The sequence below is a fragment of the Desulfobulbaceae bacterium DB1 genome, assembly GCA_001914235.1.
In the GTDB taxonomy this organism is placed as follows: domain Bacteria; phylum Desulfobacterota; class Desulfobulbia; order Desulfobulbales; family SURF-16; genus DB1.
In genome coordinates, this window is sequence record MQUF01000023.1 from 82,906 (window position 1) to 97,408 (window position 14,503).

The window sequence follows — 14,503 nt, forward strand, 5'->3', positions numbered from 1 at the left end:
AACTTTGCAAGTGCGCCGAGGAGTGCAAAAAGACGGGTCAGGGAAGAAGAAATAATCGGCATTTTCCTAACTTTTTAGTCTGACATATTTCAGAAATAATTCAAGCTGATTCCCTGCCGTTGAAAGAGAAAAAGGCGCCCACCCTTGCCGCGCGGCAATTTGCCGCATTTCTTTTTCGGCAAAAAGACTTTAAGAAGCCGACAACAGTAATTTTTTGCAAAAAGGAGAGGGTGAAAATGATTGAACGCAGAAAAAACCAACGATTCAAGTTGCAGAACGGTAATTTTGTCATTCATGCAAAAAATATCGGCAAAATAGAAGATATCAGCCTCGGCGGGTTCCGCTGTTCATGCATAAATGAAGACTATGTGCCGGAACCAGGGGGAAGCATTGAAATTCGCTGTCTGGGGCATCATGCCGCAGCGTTGAGCGACGTGAACATTCGTATCCTGCAAAGCGAACGAAGCGCCGGGGAATCCATTTTCAATGTTTTTGTACGGAAATGCCATATTGCTTTTGAAAAACTATCTGAAGAACAAAACGAAAAACTGATAAACTTTATTTCCACCAAGGCGGCAAGTCTGGCATAAGGCATGCTCGCAATGAAGGAGCCCGCCCTTCTCCTTTGACCTGTCACTGCATGGGGCAACCAATCGCTTTGCCATTTTCTCCTTTCCTTCCCCACTTTTTCCAAGAAAACACGAGCCAGCAGCACCTTCATGCATGCCTCTCAGCACTTATCCGGCTGCGCCGGAGAAGGCAGGAACGCCGAAAGACCAACGGCAAGGAGGGCAAGAACCGCGGCAAGAAAAAAGCTGCCGGAAAAACTGCCGGTTCTTTCCGCCAGCACCCCGGCCAAATAGGGTCCGGAAATCTGGCCGAGGCCGAAAACAAAGGTGATGAAGCCGAAAACGGAAACCGCCCGCCGCGGTCCGACATAATCCCCGATCAGGGCCGCCATGATCGACGGGATGCTCCAGGCCACGATGCCGAAGCAACCAATGGAAAGATACAAGGCAAGACCGGGCAAATTAACCGCGACCATGAGATAGGCAAGGGCCTGGATGGAAAAAACCACCATCAATGCCGCCTTCCGGCTGAACCTGTCGGAAAAAACACCAAATACCGGCCCGGAAAAAAGACTCAAAAAGCCGACCCATGACCAGAAACCGCCGGCCGCGCTTTCGGAAAATCCCCGCTCCTGCACCAGCGCCGTGACAATAAAAGTCACATATATTACGTAAGTAAAGCCGAAAAGAAAATAAATAGCGGCGCAGTGATACAGGGTGCGCGACGTGGCCGGTTTGGTTGCAAAAGATGAGCGCGGACGGCCGCCGCCCAAAACAGCATCGGCACCCACCGGCTCCAGCCCGAGATCCTGCGGTCTGTTGCGCAGCATGAGATAACAGATAAGGGAAATCAGGATGACAACGGTTCCCAGGATAAACCAGCTGAACCGCCAGCCGTCGGCGCCGCCGGTGTTTAACCAGGGCACAAGCCGACCGGAGATGATAATGGCAAAACCGCTGCCGATGACGACAAACCCCGCGGCCCTGCCCCGTTTACGGCTGGTGAACCAAGCGGAAACAAGCCCCATCATCGGCACATTGGACATGCCGCTCCCCATGCCGGTAAAGGTGTAAAGAACCATGATCGCCAACAGCCCGTGACTGGCGCCGATCACGATCATGGAAAGACCGGCCAGCAATAGCGCCCCGGTAATGACTTTCCGCGCCCCAAAACGCGCCGTCACCTTGCCGCAGACAAGAACGGCAACCAGATAGCCGATGAAGTTCGCCGTGCTGATGAGTCCCATCTGCGAGTAGGACAAGGACAACGACCGGCCCATGGAAGGCAGCAGCATGCCCAGGGCAAACCGGCCGAACCCAAGCCCGGCAAGGACGCAGAAAGTCCCGGCCGCCACGATGAACCAACCGTAATGCATGCTGTTTCTTTTGTTGGAGAAATCAGGCGGGTTCATAAACGATGTGGAGATGTGATGAGCAACGGATTTCTCAAATCGCTTCGTGGCGCAGATTGATAAAACTGATCTGGTCGTTCAGGGTCCAGAAATCATAGATATAGCCAAACCCGAACAGTCCTCCGGTGAACAGATAGATCAGGCCGGTGAACCATTTCCCCAGATAAAGGCGGTGAATGCCGAACAAACCGAGGAAGGTGAGAAGAATCCAGGCAACCGTATAATCGATTTTTCCCTCCTTGAAGCGGAGATCCGCCTGCCGGTCCATGGCGGGAATGAGAAACAGGTCAATCAGCCAGCCGATGCCCAAAAGCCCCAGGGTGAAGAAGTAGATGGTGCCGGAAATGGGCTTCCCGTAATAAAAGCGATGGGAGCCGGTAAAACCGAATATCCACAAAATATAGCCGATGGTCTTGCTGTGGGTATCGCTTTGCAGGGTCATACTGAGCCTCTTGGCTGAACTTTTTTCCCCAAAGGGGACTCTCACAAAATGAGACAATATCTTTTTTTTGCCGAAAACCCAAGCAGCAAAAGCTGCGGGAGGAACATTTTATGCGCGGACAGTCACTTCTTTTGCCGTTTTTTCTTTTTCTTTCACTTTTTTTTACAGGTGCGCTTATGGCTGATGAACCATGGAAAGCAAATCCCATCAACAAAGAGGATCTGAAAACCCGTCTCACCCCTCTCCAGTACAAGGTCACTCAGCAGGAAGGCACGGAGCCGCCATTCCGCAACGAATACTGGGATAACAAAAAGGAGGGTATCTATGTCGATATCGTCTCCGGCGAGCCCCTTTTCAGCTCGCGGGACAAATTCGATTCCGGGACCGGCTGGCCGAGCTTCTCCGCCCCTCTGGAACCGGACAACATCGTCGAAAAAAAAGATTCCGGCCTCTTCATGCAACGTACCGAGGTGCGCAGCAAACACGCCGACTCCCATCTGGGCCATGTGTTTGACGACGGGCCTCCGCCCACCGGCAAACGCTATTGTCTCAACTCCGCCGCTCTCCGCTTTATCCCGGCGGAAAATCTGCCGGGAGAAAATTATGGTCGCTACCGGAACCTTTTTGCTGATTCTTCCGTTCTCACGGAAGATGGCACAGGCCGAACCGAAACCGCTCTGCTGGGCGCCGGCTGCTTCTGGGGAGTGGAAGAAATAATCCGCCGGATACCCGGAGTGATGACAACAACCGTGGGATACTCGGGCGGCACCATTCCAACGCCCACCTATCAGCAGGTTTCGCGCGGAACAACGGGGCATGCCGAGGTGGTGCGGATAGAATTTGACCCGGCCAAGGTGAGCTATGAAACCATTCTTGATTATTTTTTCCGGCTGCACGACCCCACCACCGTCAACCGCCAGCATAATGATGTCGGCAGCCAGTATCGCTCGGTGATTTTTTTTCATACCGAACAGCAGCGGCAAACGGCTGAACGTAAAAAAGAAGAGGTGAACCTTTCCGGCAAATGGCCCGATCCGGTGGTGACGGAAATATCACCCGCCGCTCCGTTTTATCCGGCGGAGGAATACCACCAGGATTATCTGCAGAAAAACCCTTCCGGTTACAGCTGCCATTTTTTGCGCGACTGATTCCCATCATTGCGGGAGAACGATTCCTCCACGCGAGGAGGAGCACTCTCCCGCAATACTTCTTGACACATTCTTTCCGCCATTATAAAAATAATCTCAGCCATAAAAAATCTCGCCCGATAAAAAAATGGGCGCATGAACACGATTTTTGCAACAATTCCCGAGGACAATTCCGCCCGTTTCCCTGTCCGCCCATCTCGCTTGTCTGCTTGACTTGCTGTTTGGCGTCAACTAAAATGTAATTTCTCTCCGGTTTTGCGGATGACCCCCCGTAACCTGAGGAATGGAAAAAAATGACAATCGCGTTTCCAAAGGAACGAGGTTACAACATTCACTTAACAGAAAAGGAGTAACAAAATGAAGAAATGGGCATCACTATGGATTTTACTTCTCGCAGGTTTCCTGGCCGGCTGCGCCATGCACGCGGGCGACACTAGCTTCACCCCGGTTGATCTCTCGGCAAAGCTTGCCCAGGGCTATCAACAGAAGGTGGACAATGCCGTGATCATCCTGGACGCCTCGACGTCCATGTATGACGTGGAGGCAGGGCAGCAGAAAGGCATTCAGGCAAAAAATGTCGTTCTGCACATGAATGAGACGATGCCGCCCTTAAACATCCAGGCCGGACTGCATGTTTTCGGCCCCACCGTGGGACCCAGTCTTGAAGACAGCAAACTCATCTACGGCATGTCCGCCTATGACAAACAGGCTCTGGCCGACGCCGTCAAGACCGTCAAGATCGGCGGGCTGACCCCGCTTGCGAAGCCGATCACCAAAAGCATCGACGACCTGAAAGACAGCCAGGGGAAAATTGCCGTCATCATCGTCAGCGACGGAGTGGACACCAACACAAAATCTCCGGTTGAGGCTGCTCAGAACCTGAAAACAGCCTATGGCGACAGGATCTGCATCTACACAATCCTTATCGGCAGCAGCCCGGCTGGAAAGAAAACCATGGAAGATATTGCCGCGGCGGGAAATTGCGGCTTTGCCACCACCGCAGCCGCTGTTGCAACCGGGGAAGGCATGGCTGATTTTGTCGAAAAAGTTTTCCTCGAGAAAAAAGAAATGCCTGTTGCGCCACGAGCTGTTGCTCCGCCGGTGCTGGAAAAAACCGTCACCATGGATCTGAAGGTCCTTTTTGATTTCGACAAGGCAACCATTCGTCCGTCAGCCCAAGACCGCCTGGCTGAGTTTGCCGCCTTCATGAGCAAATACCCCAACACCAGCGCCGTGCTGGAAGGCCATACCGACAACTACGGCTCCGAGACATACAACAACCGCCTTTCCCTGCAAAGAGCGGAAAGCGTCAAAAAATACATGGTGGAAAAATTCAACATTAACCCTGCCCGCCTTTCCACCCAGGGATATGGTTTTTCACGACCGATAGCAAGCAACAAAACCGATCAGGGACGCCAGGAAAATCGCCGGGTTGTCGCGGTTATTTCGGCCACGGCACAATACTGATACATTTTTTCGTATCCCTGACCTGAAACAAAAAAACCTGACGGGCCACCCGGCCTGTCAGGTTTTTTTTGTGAATTTATCAACACCGCCGGCTGTTATCCTTTTCGCCCGTTTTCCACGGGCAAGGAGGAAAGCGAAGGAGCCGCGCACGTCCCCCCGCAACCACACCCCGTACTCGTGTCGTTTTTGCCCATGACCTTCCTTATTTTCCGGCCGAAAGGCTTGATGGAAAGCAGGAGCAATATGACGACGGCGACCATCTTTGCCTCCACCGGCAGAACCTCGGCCGCCTGGCCGATGGCCGCCTTGGCCGACAAACCGAACTGAAGGTAGATAAAATCAAGCAGCAGACCGCAAATCACGCTGACCAGGCTGATTGACAGCAGATAGAGAGCCGTCGCTCTTTTGCCCAGGATGCCGAAAAGAACCGAAATGGAGGTGATATTCGTGGCCGGTCCCACCAGGAGAAAAACAAGGGCGGCGCCGGGACTCACTCCTTTCAGGATCATTGCCGCGGCAATCGGCGTGGAGGCTGTCGCGCAGATATACAAAGGGATGCCGACAAGCAGCATCAACAGCATTGACCGTAAGCCTCCGCCGAAATAAACGGCTATCAGATCATCCGGAACAAGGACGGTGATGAGTCCCGCGGCCAGCAGGCCGAGAAAAAACCAGCCTGCCAGATCGCCCCACAGTTCATCGTGGCTGTATTTCAGCGCCGCGCCCACCTTACGCCGCCAGGAGAGAGGGGGAGAATCGTCCTCGCCGCAGCAGGCTTCGTTTGCGCTGCCGCGGACCGGAGAGACATCGACCGGCGTCTGTTTCGGCGGATGCAACAGATTTTCGGCGATTCCGGCCACCATGGCGGAAACAAAGGCCGCAACCGGACGGGCAATGGTCATGATGGGGTCGAGCAATGCATAACTGATGGAGATGGAGTCCACTCCGGACTCAGGGGTGGAAATGAGAAACGCGGCAGTGGCTCCGTTATTTGCGCCCTGTTTTTTCAGGGTGGCGGCGGCCGGCAGCACGCCGCAGGAACAAAGCGGAATGGGAATGCCGAAAAGGGCGGCCTTGAATACCGGCAGAAATCTTCCCCGGCCCAGATGCCGGGCCACATAGGCCGGAGAAAGAAACATCTTCAGCAGCCCTCCCACCAACAGTCCGAAGAGAATATAGACGGATGATTCGACAAGCATGTGCCAGGTGGCCGTCAAAACCGACACAAGAAAAGAAATAAAATCCACAAATTGCCTCCTTGTAATGGTCAGACGAACTTCCGCCGGCCGTTTTACTCCCGGATATGCTCAAGCGCGAGCTGCGCGACTCTGCTCACATGATCATCGCTCAGCCGATAATATAAAATCGGCCCCTGCCTCCGGTTAACGACCAGCTTCAACTGGCGGAGAAAGCGGAGCTGATGGCTGACCGCAGATTCGGATATCTCCAGAAATGCGGCCAGATCGCAAACACACATTTCCGCCGCCATCAAGGCAAAAACTATCTTCAAACGGGTCGGGTCCGCCATTGCCTTAAAAAAGAGGGACAGATCCTCGATTTCATGGGCGGCGAGAATATCTTTTCGAGCGTTTGCAACCCGTTCTTCATGAATAACCCGAAGCCGGCAGCGATCTTCACTTTCCACCATAACTTCCCCTTAAGCAACATATGAGCATTTGCTCATATATAACAATTCAAGTTCTGATTGTCAAGTCGGGGAGGTGCCCCGCGGTTGCATGGCATCGATGATTTTTTCCCCCCGGATGAAACCTTTCGGCAAAAAACGACGTTATGTAAAAATGAGCCCGGTTCTTCTTTGTTGACCGGCAGAAAAGACAGCTCCATCGCTCAGCGGCAATTTGCCACATTTCTTTTTCCGCAAAAAAGCTTTTAATATGCCGCCAAAATCATTTTTTGGACCAAGAAGGTTTTTCTCGATTGAACAAAGGGAAAATCCGCGCTATTCACGCTGCCGAAGGGAAAGACAGTGAAACGAGATGAACACAATATGAACAGGATATTGCTGCTTCCGGCATGGATTGTCGTACTGCTTCTTTTTCCCTTGCCCGCGGCTTCTTCCGCTTTTGAAATATCTATTGACGTGGCACCCTACTTCCTCAACATCCAGAACGCCGAAGGGCAGGTGGTTACCGTCCACACCTCGATCGCCTATGAGGATGTCGCGGCCCATACGGTTTATCTGAACGGCGTCTCAATCTCCGACTGGAAGGCTGATGACCGGGGAAATTTCGTCGGCAAGTTTCAGATGGAAGAAATCAAGGCGCTCCCCCTCTATCACAATGATTACAACTCGCTTACCCTTGACGGCATAACGGTTGACGAGAAACCATTTTTCGGCCAGACCGACATTATGGTCATAAATGTCATCCCAACGGCCGACCAGGAATGATTTTTCTCATTGCCAAGGAGAAGCCCCGGCCATAGGCGGCCGTGGCGCCGCGAGCTTTACGGTTTTTGCTCCTCTTTCCCCTTTTTTTCCTCGCCGCAGACAAGAGAGATCAGCTTTGTGTTGAGGGTGCCTTCCATCGGGTGCCAGACCCAGCCGTTTTCGCTCAGGTTGGGCGAGGGGACTTGCTCCCCGTTCCGCCAGGACTTTGTCTCGCCGATCGCCCATTTTTTTTCCGCGCAATCAATCCAGAGCTGACGGATATCCTTGCCGTTTTCACTGGCCACCCCATCGTAGACCTCCTTGATGGAAGCGCTGACGGTGCGTATCGATGTCGGCGAATAATTATAGCTGCGGCCATCGGGCAGGTTTTCCAGCATCTCCCATTGCAGCACTTCTTCCGCGGCAAGCGGTTGCGCACCCAACAAAAGAAATAAAAAAGCGGTCGGCAACAGTTTGTTTTTTTTCATGTTTTTCTCCCTGGAAAAATTACGACAAAAAAAGACAACGGCAATGGCTGCCTCGGCTAAAGGACGCGACCATGCTCCGCGGCTGAGGCAAAGAGATATCCCATGCTTGACAGGGAACGCTCAAGCATGGCAAGGTGCTCCTTGTCGTCATCCACCAGCAGGAATCTGCCGGTGAAGGGCTCGGCGGAGATATCATGACGGCTCAAATTTATCATTTCCGACGCACAGTATCTTTTTCTCTGAAAGGGCGGGCGATACGTTCATTGCCGGTCCCGAACTCACAACATAGTAGCACATTGCTGTCGGTCCGGGCAAACTGTTCAGCATCATTGTCGCGACAGGATGAAACCCGGCGGAGATATCGTGGTTGCATTATGACAAACAATCGACACCAGCGGGCAGATTACGACTCCTGCTCGGCGGACTATGACAAACGTTACGCAGCCGGGCCAACCGGGGTAACGGAAATATTGCAAACCCTGGCCGCGAGAACCGGAGCGCGGACAATACTTGAAGCGGCATGCGGCACCGGCCACTGGCTTGCACAGCTTCAGGGCTGCCCGCAAAAATTCGGCCTTGATCTTTCCCAGGGCATGCTCCGTCAAGCCGGACAAAAAGGCGGCGGCCTGAACCTTGTCCGGGGCGATGCCGCCCGGATGCTGCTCAGGCCCGGCGGCGCTCTTGCCGTCATCGGCATGGATCCCCACCGCAACAGGGACCGCTGGTATGTCTACGATTACTTTACCGGAACCCATGAAACCGGTCTTGTGCGCTATCCTTCAACTGAAAATCTTGTCAGGGTCATGCGGGAGGAGGGTCTGGAGGGATGCACCCTGATGCAGGGCGCGACGCTTCATTATGATTTCAGGGGGGATGAGGTCTTTGCCGACCCCATTTTACACAAAAACGGGGTTTCGCAGCTCGCCCTGCTGCCGTTGGATGAATTTAGCGAAGGAATGAAACGGATCAGGCAGGCCATCGCCGCTGCCGGAAAAAAGGGCGAAAGGATTGTTTTTCCCGCCCATATCACCCTGCCGGCAGTGGTCGGTTTTGCGCCGCGCCTATAAAAAACTCACCAGCCAGGCCAGCAGGCATAATCCGGCTATGCCCAGAATGATGGGCTTTACCGTATGCCACATATTTTTTATCTCATCCGGAGATACCGTGGTTCTTTGTTTTCAGTTGCTCATGGCACGTTCCTCGTCAGCCGATTACTTTCCCGGCGCCTGCGGGCGTTGCTGTTTCTCAAGCAGGTCTTGGATCTCGGTCAGCCGCCTGCGGGCGCTGCCGGCGAATTCACTGTCCGGATGCTTGTCAATGATCTCCCGGTACAGCATGGAGGCATGGGGATAATTGGTTTGCAGCAGCTCAAGCTCAGCCGTTTCAAAGAGCTCTTTCGGGCTTGATCCGCATGCCGCCAGAAACAAAAAAACCAAAAAAACAATTTTCTTTATCATGATGAACGAAAAATGATACTCTTTTTTAGGGACACTTGAAACAGTGATGGGATTCTGAAAAACAATATCGCTTATGTCGCGGCATCATGCAACATAAAAAATTTTCATTTAGTCCTGCTTTTTTTGTGGTATTATAAAAAAAATTTTGCCGCCGCTTCGCTTACACCCGCAACTGGGATCGTTTTCACCATTCGTGCTCCCATCCCGATGAAAATCAACTTCCGATCCTGCTTATGAAAGAAATCCAGATCGCCGCGGAAAACCAGACCGTCATCAAGCTTATCCGCAAGATTGAAAAATTCAAGGAATTTGAATCCAAGGAACTGCTGGAGTTTTTGGAAGCGGGAAAATTGCGTGAATATCAACCCCGGGAAATAATCATCCAGGAAGGCGCTTCCGACTGCTGGCTTTATTTCCTCATTTCCGGAACCCTGGAAATCAGGAAAGGGGACCATACGATCGGCATGCTGCGGAGGTGCGGGGATATGTTCGGCGAAATGGGGATCATCGACGGCTCTCCCCGCTCCGCCACGATTATGGCCCATTCAAAATCACTGCTGGTCGGATTTGATGCGGAAGTTATCGAGCGGAAATTCAATTGCCGGGATATGAATTTCTGCTACATCATTTACCGTGCTTTTGCCGAAGTGCTGGCGGTTCGGCTCAGGGAAACCACGGAAAAAAACGTCAGGCTGCATAAAGAAAATCAGATCCTGAAAAGTTCAAAACCCGTTACCCAGGCTTTGACGCAAGGCTCGAAATCCCCCCAGGAACCGGCAAAACTCAAAACGGTTCTCATTGTCGATGGAATGGAGGCCACAAGAAAAATACTGCGTTCACTGCTGCGGGAGCTGAAATTCAAGGATATCCTTGAAGCCGTTGATGGAGAAAGCGCGCTGAAGACCCTGACGGTGCAGAAAATAGACATTATCATCGCTGATTTCAATCTGACCAAACTCTCAGGGCTTGATTTTATCGAAAAAATTCGTGCACTTCCCAACATGAAAACAACCCCCTTCATTTTCCTTCTGAATAACGCCGAGAAAAAAAAAGGTCAGTCGGTCCTGGAGGAAAATTTGTGCCATTGTCTGGTCAAACCGTACACGGCGAATATGCTTTACGAAAAACTCTTTGAAATCATGCAGGAATAACCGGGGGAGCCCCGGTTCACCGATTTTTGCGTCAAAACCCTTTTCCCCGTCACCAATAAAAAAGAGGGCCCGGCACATCTGCCGTCCCTCCTTTTTTCAGACCCACACCCCCGCCCGCAACAAATCAGGCCTTGTTCACACACCAGGCATGGGCATTTTGAAACAGGCGCAGCCAGGGAGAGGCCTGCAGCTCTTTTTTCATCTCGTACGGCAGCCAGTGGGCCTGCCAGGGGAGAAAGGTCCTCTCGGGATGGGGCATCATGGCGAGATGGCGGCCGTCCGGTGAACACAGCCCGGTGAGCCCTTCCGGTGACCCGTTCGGGTTGAAGGGGTAGGACTCGGTGGGTTGGCCGTTGTCGTCGACATAGGCCAGGGTTGCCATGCCTTTTTGCTTTACCTCATCCAGCATTGCCGCATCAGGGAAGACAAGTCTGCCCTCGCCGTGGTCAACGTGAATGCCGAAAACGAGATCCTCCATGCCCTGCAGCATGATGGCCTTGCTTTTCAGCACCTTCACCGTGGCCCAGCGCGATTCAAAACGCCCCGAGGTATTGCGCACAAAACGGGGCTGCCTTGCCGGATCAATGCCCTGCCGGGGGATCCAGCCGAGCAGACCGAAGAGCTGACAACCGTTGCAGATTCCAAGGGAAAAGGTGTCGGGCCGGTTGTAAAAATCGGTGAACATCCGACGCAGCCTGTCATTAAAGCGGATTGTGGCGGCCCAGCCCTTGGCGCTTTCCGGCACATCGGCATAGGAAAAACCGCCCACCGCGGCAAGCCCCCGGAACATATCAAGGGAAATGCGGCCGCTGAGCAGATCGGTCATGCTGACGTCCCACGGCTCAAAACCGGCGGCATAAAAGGCGGAGGACATTTCCCGGTCGGAATTACTGCCCTCGTCGCGGAGAATGGCCACCCTGGGCTTGGCGGTTCGGGCGAGAATTTCCGCGGGCGTCGCTGCCGGCACAAAGCTCAGATGATAGCGCGGGCCCCGGCGGTCAAAGATGGCGGCTTTTTCTTGTGCGGCGCAGCCCGGATCAACCTGCAGCAATTCAAGCTGATGGCTGGTTTCTTCCCATATCCCCCGGAGATCGCGCATATCCTCATCAAGCACCACCTCATGGTTGTAGGTGATGGTGATCTGCTTTGCTGCCGTTGTTTTCCCCAGTACGACAGCCGCAACCTCGCGACGGCTGAGTATTTCCCGCACCTCCGCCAGATCCGTTTCCCGGCACTCGAACACCAGGCCGAGCTCTTCGGAGAAAAGGGCTTCCAGGACACTGTGGCTGCCCGTCAGGTCAAGGGCCAGGCCGCAGTTGCCGGCAAAGGCCATTTCGAGCAGGGTGGTGATGAGTCCGCCGTCACTGCGGTCATGTCCGGCAAGGATCAGGCCGCGGGCCATGAGATCCTGCACCGCGTTAAAGGCCTTTTTCAAGGGCAGCGGGTCATCCATGTCCGGACACTCGTTGCCGAGCTGCTTCACCACCTGGGCCAGGGCGGAACCGCCGAGACGGTTTCGGCCGCCGGCCGGATCAATAAAACAAAGCACGCTTTCCCCCGGGGCTTTCAGGTCCGGAGTGGCCACCATGCCGATATCCTGCATGGCGGCATAAACCGAGATGACCAGCTCCCGGGGCGACTTCACCGTTTCCGCGCCAACCCTGGTTGCCATGGAAAGGCTGTCCTTGCCGCCGTCAACGGCGACACCCAGGGCGATCATGGCATGGCGCATGGCGTCCGCCGCGTCATAGAGGGCCGCGCCCTCGCCGGCAAGCTTCGACGCCCACATCCAGTTGGCCGAACATTTCACCCCGTCGAGCCCGTCAATCTTTGCCCAGACAAGATTGGTCAGCGACTCGCCCACCGCCATGCGCGCCCCGGCCCCGGCATCCACCAGCATCTTGATCGGCTGCTCGCCGATGGCGGTTGCCGCGCCGCTTCTGCTGAAATGGCTCTGGGCGATGACCGCCACATCGGCAACCGTCAACTGTAAAGGCCCGCAACACTGCTGCTGGGCAATGAGTCCGGTAACGCAGCGATCCACCTTATTGGTCAAAAAACGCTTGGAACCCACCGACACCAGCCGCAGCACCTTGTCGAGCGCGGCTTTCACCGTCAGATCAACGGGCAGGGTGAGCGGCGGCAAATTCGGCGTGCACCGGTTGTCAATAAAGGTCTTGCGGGGGATGTTGCCTAAAACCTCATTGAGCTCAAGATCAACCGGGGTGGTGCCGTCAAACTCGTCATAAACGACGAAACGCATATCGCCGGTCACCTCGCCCAGCACCTCGCAGTTGACCTTTTCCCGCTCGCAGATGGCCTGAAATTTTTCGATATTTGCCGCGCTGATGAGAAAACCGTTGCGCTCCTGGTACTCGGCCACATAGATTTCCAGCACCGACATGGTGGGATCGCCCACCTTGATCTTGCGGATACCGATCCGGCCGCCGGCCTTTTCCACCAGCTCTTTCAAGACATTGCCCGGTCCGCCCGCGCCCTGGTCGTGGATAACCTCGATGAGCGTTTTATCGCCCATCTCGTTGCAGGCCCGGATAACCCGGTTCATCTTCTGTTCCATCTCCGCGTCGCCGCGCTGCACGGCATTGAAATCAAGGTCCGCGACGTTGTCGCCCTGCAGCATGCTGGAAGCCGCGCCGCCGCCGAAGCCGACCCGATAGGCGGGCCCGCCCACCTGAACGATGTGCATGCCTTTTTTGGCCTCTTCTTTTTCCGTATGACGGCTGTCAATCTGGCCGATACCGCCGGTGAACATGATCGGCTTCAAAAAGCCCCAGCGCTCGCCGGTGGCAAGGCGCAGATCAAAGGAACGGGTAAATCCGCCGATCAGCGGCTCGCCGAATTTATTGCCGTAATCGCTGGCACCGTTACTGGCCTCGATTTCTATGTCAAGCGCGCCGGCCAGATTGGCCGGACACTCATATTTTTCCTCCCAGGGGAGTTCATAGCCGGGGATATGGAGATTTGCCACGCAGTAGGCGGCGGTGCCGGCCACGACAAAACCGCCCTTGCCGGTGCCCTGGACGTCGCGGATCCGTCCGCCGGTGCCGGTCTCCGCCCCGGGGAAAGGGGCCACGCCGGTGGGAAAGTTGTGGGTCTCGGCGGTAAAGAGAATGTGGTATGTGACATTCTGCATTGCCAGCGGCGAAGGCTCTCCGGGTGTTTGCGGGATAATGGTCTGGATATCGCGGCCGGTGATGCCGCTTGAGTTGTCCTTGAAGGCGATGATGCTGTTGGACGGATTGGCCTGGAAGGTGGCCTGGACGATGTCAAAAAGCGTTTCTTGCTGCTCCTGGCCGTCAATCACATGTTTGCCCCGGAAAAAGCCGTGGCGGGAATGTTCGCTGTTGGCGTTGTTGAGATCCATGATCTCGACAATGGTCGGGTTTCTGCCGTGCTTTTTGACAAAATAGTCATAATAGAAATTGCGATCCCAGTCATCCATGGAAATTCCGGGAATTTCGCTTAAGGCGTCCGGTCCCTTGCCGAGCAGATCCACATCGTAAACGGCCTCCGGGACAATACCGGTCTCAAAGGTGGAAAGAGGGGCAGGGTAGGGGCATTCGGTCATCCGGTCGTGGTGCGCTGCGATAAATGCTTTGATGTCAATGCCTTCGGCGACACGATACCGACGCGACCGTTCCACCCGGCTGACCGTGTCAAGCCCGGTGGCCCGGCAGATGGAAACCATATTGGAGGACCAGGCGGTGGCGAAATTAAGCCGCGGTCCCACCTCAGCCACCCGGTCACCCTGGAAATGAGGCGTTTCGCGTACCGTCTCCCCGATGAAACCGTCGGCCAGCAAGAGCTGCAACTGGGTCAGATCTTGGCCGGAAAGCGGCCCCGCGGATTCTATATTGAAGCAATACTCCATCCCGTCATTTATTTTCCGATACAGCCGGCAAACCGTCTTTCCCATCCTCACACCTGCATGTTTCAAGTCATCAAAAATTTAACCGGCG

At 54.4% G+C, this 14,503-nt stretch carries 13 protein-coding genes; 6 read left to right on the forward strand and 7 right to left on the reverse strand.

The genetic code is table 11. The features are described 5' to 3' along the window. Nucleotides 1-119: 119 nt before the first annotated feature. On the forward strand, nucleotides 120-590 hold the full coding sequence (locus BM485_16625) for a hypothetical protein (GenBank protein OKY73898.1): 471 nt from the start codon (nucleotides 120-122) through the stop codon (nucleotides 588-590). Nucleotides 591-730: 140 nt separating this feature from the next. Here BM485_16625 and BM485_16630 read toward each other — a convergent pair whose 3' ends face one another. Both BM485_16630 and BM485_16635 read right to left on the reverse strand, forming a co-directional pair. After that, nucleotides 731-1,981, reverse strand: a complete 1,251-nt coding sequence (locus BM485_16630; GenBank protein ID OKY73899.1) for an MFS transporter — start codon at nucleotides 1,979-1,981, stop codon at nucleotides 731-733. Nucleotides 1,982-2,015: 34 nt separating this feature from the next. Further along, complete coding sequence (locus BM485_16635) at nucleotides 2,016-2,423, reverse strand: hypothetical protein (GenBank protein OKY73900.1); 408 nt, start codon at nucleotides 2,421-2,423, stop codon at nucleotides 2,016-2,018. A 176-nt stretch (nucleotides 2,424-2,599) separates the two neighbouring features. Between BM485_16635 and BM485_16640 the strand changes: the two genes are divergently transcribed. Continuing rightward, the gene (locus BM485_16640) at nucleotides 2,600-3,571 is read left to right on the forward strand and encodes a hypothetical protein (protein OKY73936.1); all 972 of its coding nucleotides are present in this window, start codon (nucleotides 2,600-2,602) and stop codon (nucleotides 3,569-3,571) included. A gap of 357 nt (nucleotides 3,572-3,928) precedes the next feature. After that, a complete protein-coding gene (locus tag BM485_16645) occupies nucleotides 3,929-5,038 on the forward strand; it encodes a hypothetical protein (GenBank protein OKY73901.1) in 1,110 nt (369 codons plus the stop codon). Between the two features lie 95 nt (nucleotides 5,039-5,133). Here the strand turns inward: BM485_16645 and BM485_16650 are convergent, their stop codons facing one another. Further along, a complete protein-coding gene (locus BM485_16650; GenBank protein ID OKY73937.1) occupies nucleotides 5,134-6,237 on the reverse strand; it encodes a hypothetical protein in 1,104 nt (367 codons plus the stop codon). Between the two features lie 92 nt (nucleotides 6,238-6,329). After that, nucleotides 6,330-6,686, reverse strand: a complete 357-nt coding sequence (locus BM485_16655) for a transcriptional regulator (GenBank protein ID OKY73902.1) — start codon at nucleotides 6,684-6,686, stop codon at nucleotides 6,330-6,332. Nucleotides 6,687-7,046: 360 nt separating this feature from the next. Here BM485_16655 and BM485_16660 point away from each other — a divergent pair, with 360 nt between their 5' ends. Then, nucleotides 7,047-7,448 carry a hypothetical protein gene (locus tag BM485_16660; protein ID OKY73903.1) on the forward strand — a complete coding sequence of 134 codons (402 nt, stop codon included), beginning with the start codon at nucleotides 7,047-7,049 and terminating at the stop codon, nucleotides 7,446-7,448. 56 nt (nucleotides 7,449-7,504) lie between these two features. Here BM485_16660 and BM485_16665 read toward each other — a convergent pair whose 3' ends face one another. Next, nucleotides 7,505-7,915, reverse strand: coding sequence for a hypothetical protein (locus BM485_16665; protein ID OKY73904.1), 411 nt, complete (start codon nucleotides 7,913-7,915; stop codon nucleotides 7,505-7,507). 374 nt (nucleotides 7,916-8,289) lie between these two features. Here BM485_16665 and BM485_16670 point away from each other — a divergent pair, with 374 nt between their 5' ends. After that, nucleotides 8,290-8,982, forward strand: coding sequence for a hypothetical protein (locus tag BM485_16670; protein OKY73905.1), 693 nt, complete (start codon nucleotides 8,290-8,292; stop codon nucleotides 8,980-8,982). A 144-nt stretch (nucleotides 8,983-9,126) separates the two neighbouring features. Here BM485_16670 and BM485_16675 read toward each other — a convergent pair whose 3' ends face one another. Then, nucleotides 9,127-9,372 (reverse strand): hypothetical protein, encoded by a 246-nt coding sequence (locus BM485_16675; GenBank protein OKY73906.1) that lies wholly within the window; start codon nucleotides 9,370-9,372, stop codon nucleotides 9,127-9,129. Nucleotides 9,373-9,605: 233 nt separating this feature from the next. Between BM485_16675 and BM485_16680 the strand changes: the two genes are divergently transcribed. Beyond that, on the forward strand, nucleotides 9,606-10,523 hold the full coding sequence (locus tag BM485_16680; protein ID OKY73907.1) for a hypothetical protein: 918 nt from the start codon (nucleotides 9,606-9,608) through the stop codon (nucleotides 10,521-10,523). 124 nt (nucleotides 10,524-10,647) lie between these two features. Here BM485_16680 and BM485_16685 read toward each other — a convergent pair whose 3' ends face one another. Beyond that, nucleotides 10,648-14,460 (reverse strand): phosphoribosylformylglycinamidine synthase, encoded by a 3,813-nt coding sequence (locus BM485_16685; GenBank protein OKY73908.1) that lies wholly within the window; start codon nucleotides 14,458-14,460, stop codon nucleotides 10,648-10,650. Nucleotides 14,461-14,503: the final 43 nt, after the last annotated feature.

What these genes read in the sequence shown, in the direction of transcription:
- BM485_16630 (OKY73899.1), bottom strand. Translation starts at nt 1,981, where the DNA reads ATGAACCCGCCTGATTTCTCCAACAAAAGAAACAGCATGCATTACGGT.
- BM485_16635 (OKY73900.1), bottom strand. Translation starts at nt 2,423, where the DNA reads ATGACCCTGCAAAGCGATACCCACAGCAAGACCATCGGCTATATTTTG.
- BM485_16640 (OKY73936.1), top strand. Translation starts at nt 2,600, where the DNA reads ATGGCTGATGAACCATGGAAAGCAAATCCCATCAACAAAGAGGATCTG.
- BM485_16645 (OKY73901.1), top strand. Translation starts at nt 3,929, where the DNA reads ATGAAGAAATGGGCATCACTATGGATTTTACTTCTCGCAGGTTTCCTG.
- BM485_16650 (OKY73937.1), bottom strand. Translation starts at nt 6,237, where the DNA reads ATGCTTGTCGAATCATCCGTCTATATTCTCTTCGGACTGTTGGTGGGA.
- BM485_16655 (OKY73902.1), bottom strand. Translation starts at nt 6,686, where the DNA reads ATGGTGGAAAGTGAAGATCGCTGCCGGCTTCGGGTTATTCATGAAGAA.
- BM485_16660 (OKY73903.1), top strand. Translation starts at nt 7,047, where the DNA reads ATGAACAGGATATTGCTGCTTCCGGCATGGATTGTCGTACTGCTTCTT.
- BM485_16665 (OKY73904.1), bottom strand. Translation starts at nt 7,915, where the DNA reads ATGAAAAAAAACAAACTGTTGCCGACCGCTTTTTTATTTCTTTTGTTG.
- BM485_16670 (OKY73905.1), top strand. Translation starts at nt 8,290, where the DNA reads ATGACAAACAATCGACACCAGCGGGCAGATTACGACTCCTGCTCGGCG.
- BM485_16675 (OKY73906.1), bottom strand. Translation starts at nt 9,372, where the DNA reads ATGATAAAGAAAATTGTTTTTTTGGTTTTTTTGTTTCTGGCGGCATGC.
- BM485_16680 (OKY73907.1), top strand. Translation starts at nt 9,606, where the DNA reads ATGAAAGAAATCCAGATCGCCGCGGAAAACCAGACCGTCATCAAGCTT.
- BM485_16685 (OKY73908.1), bottom strand. Translation starts at nt 14,460, where the DNA reads ATGGGAAAGACGGTTTGCCGGCTGTATCGGAAAATAAATGACGGGATG.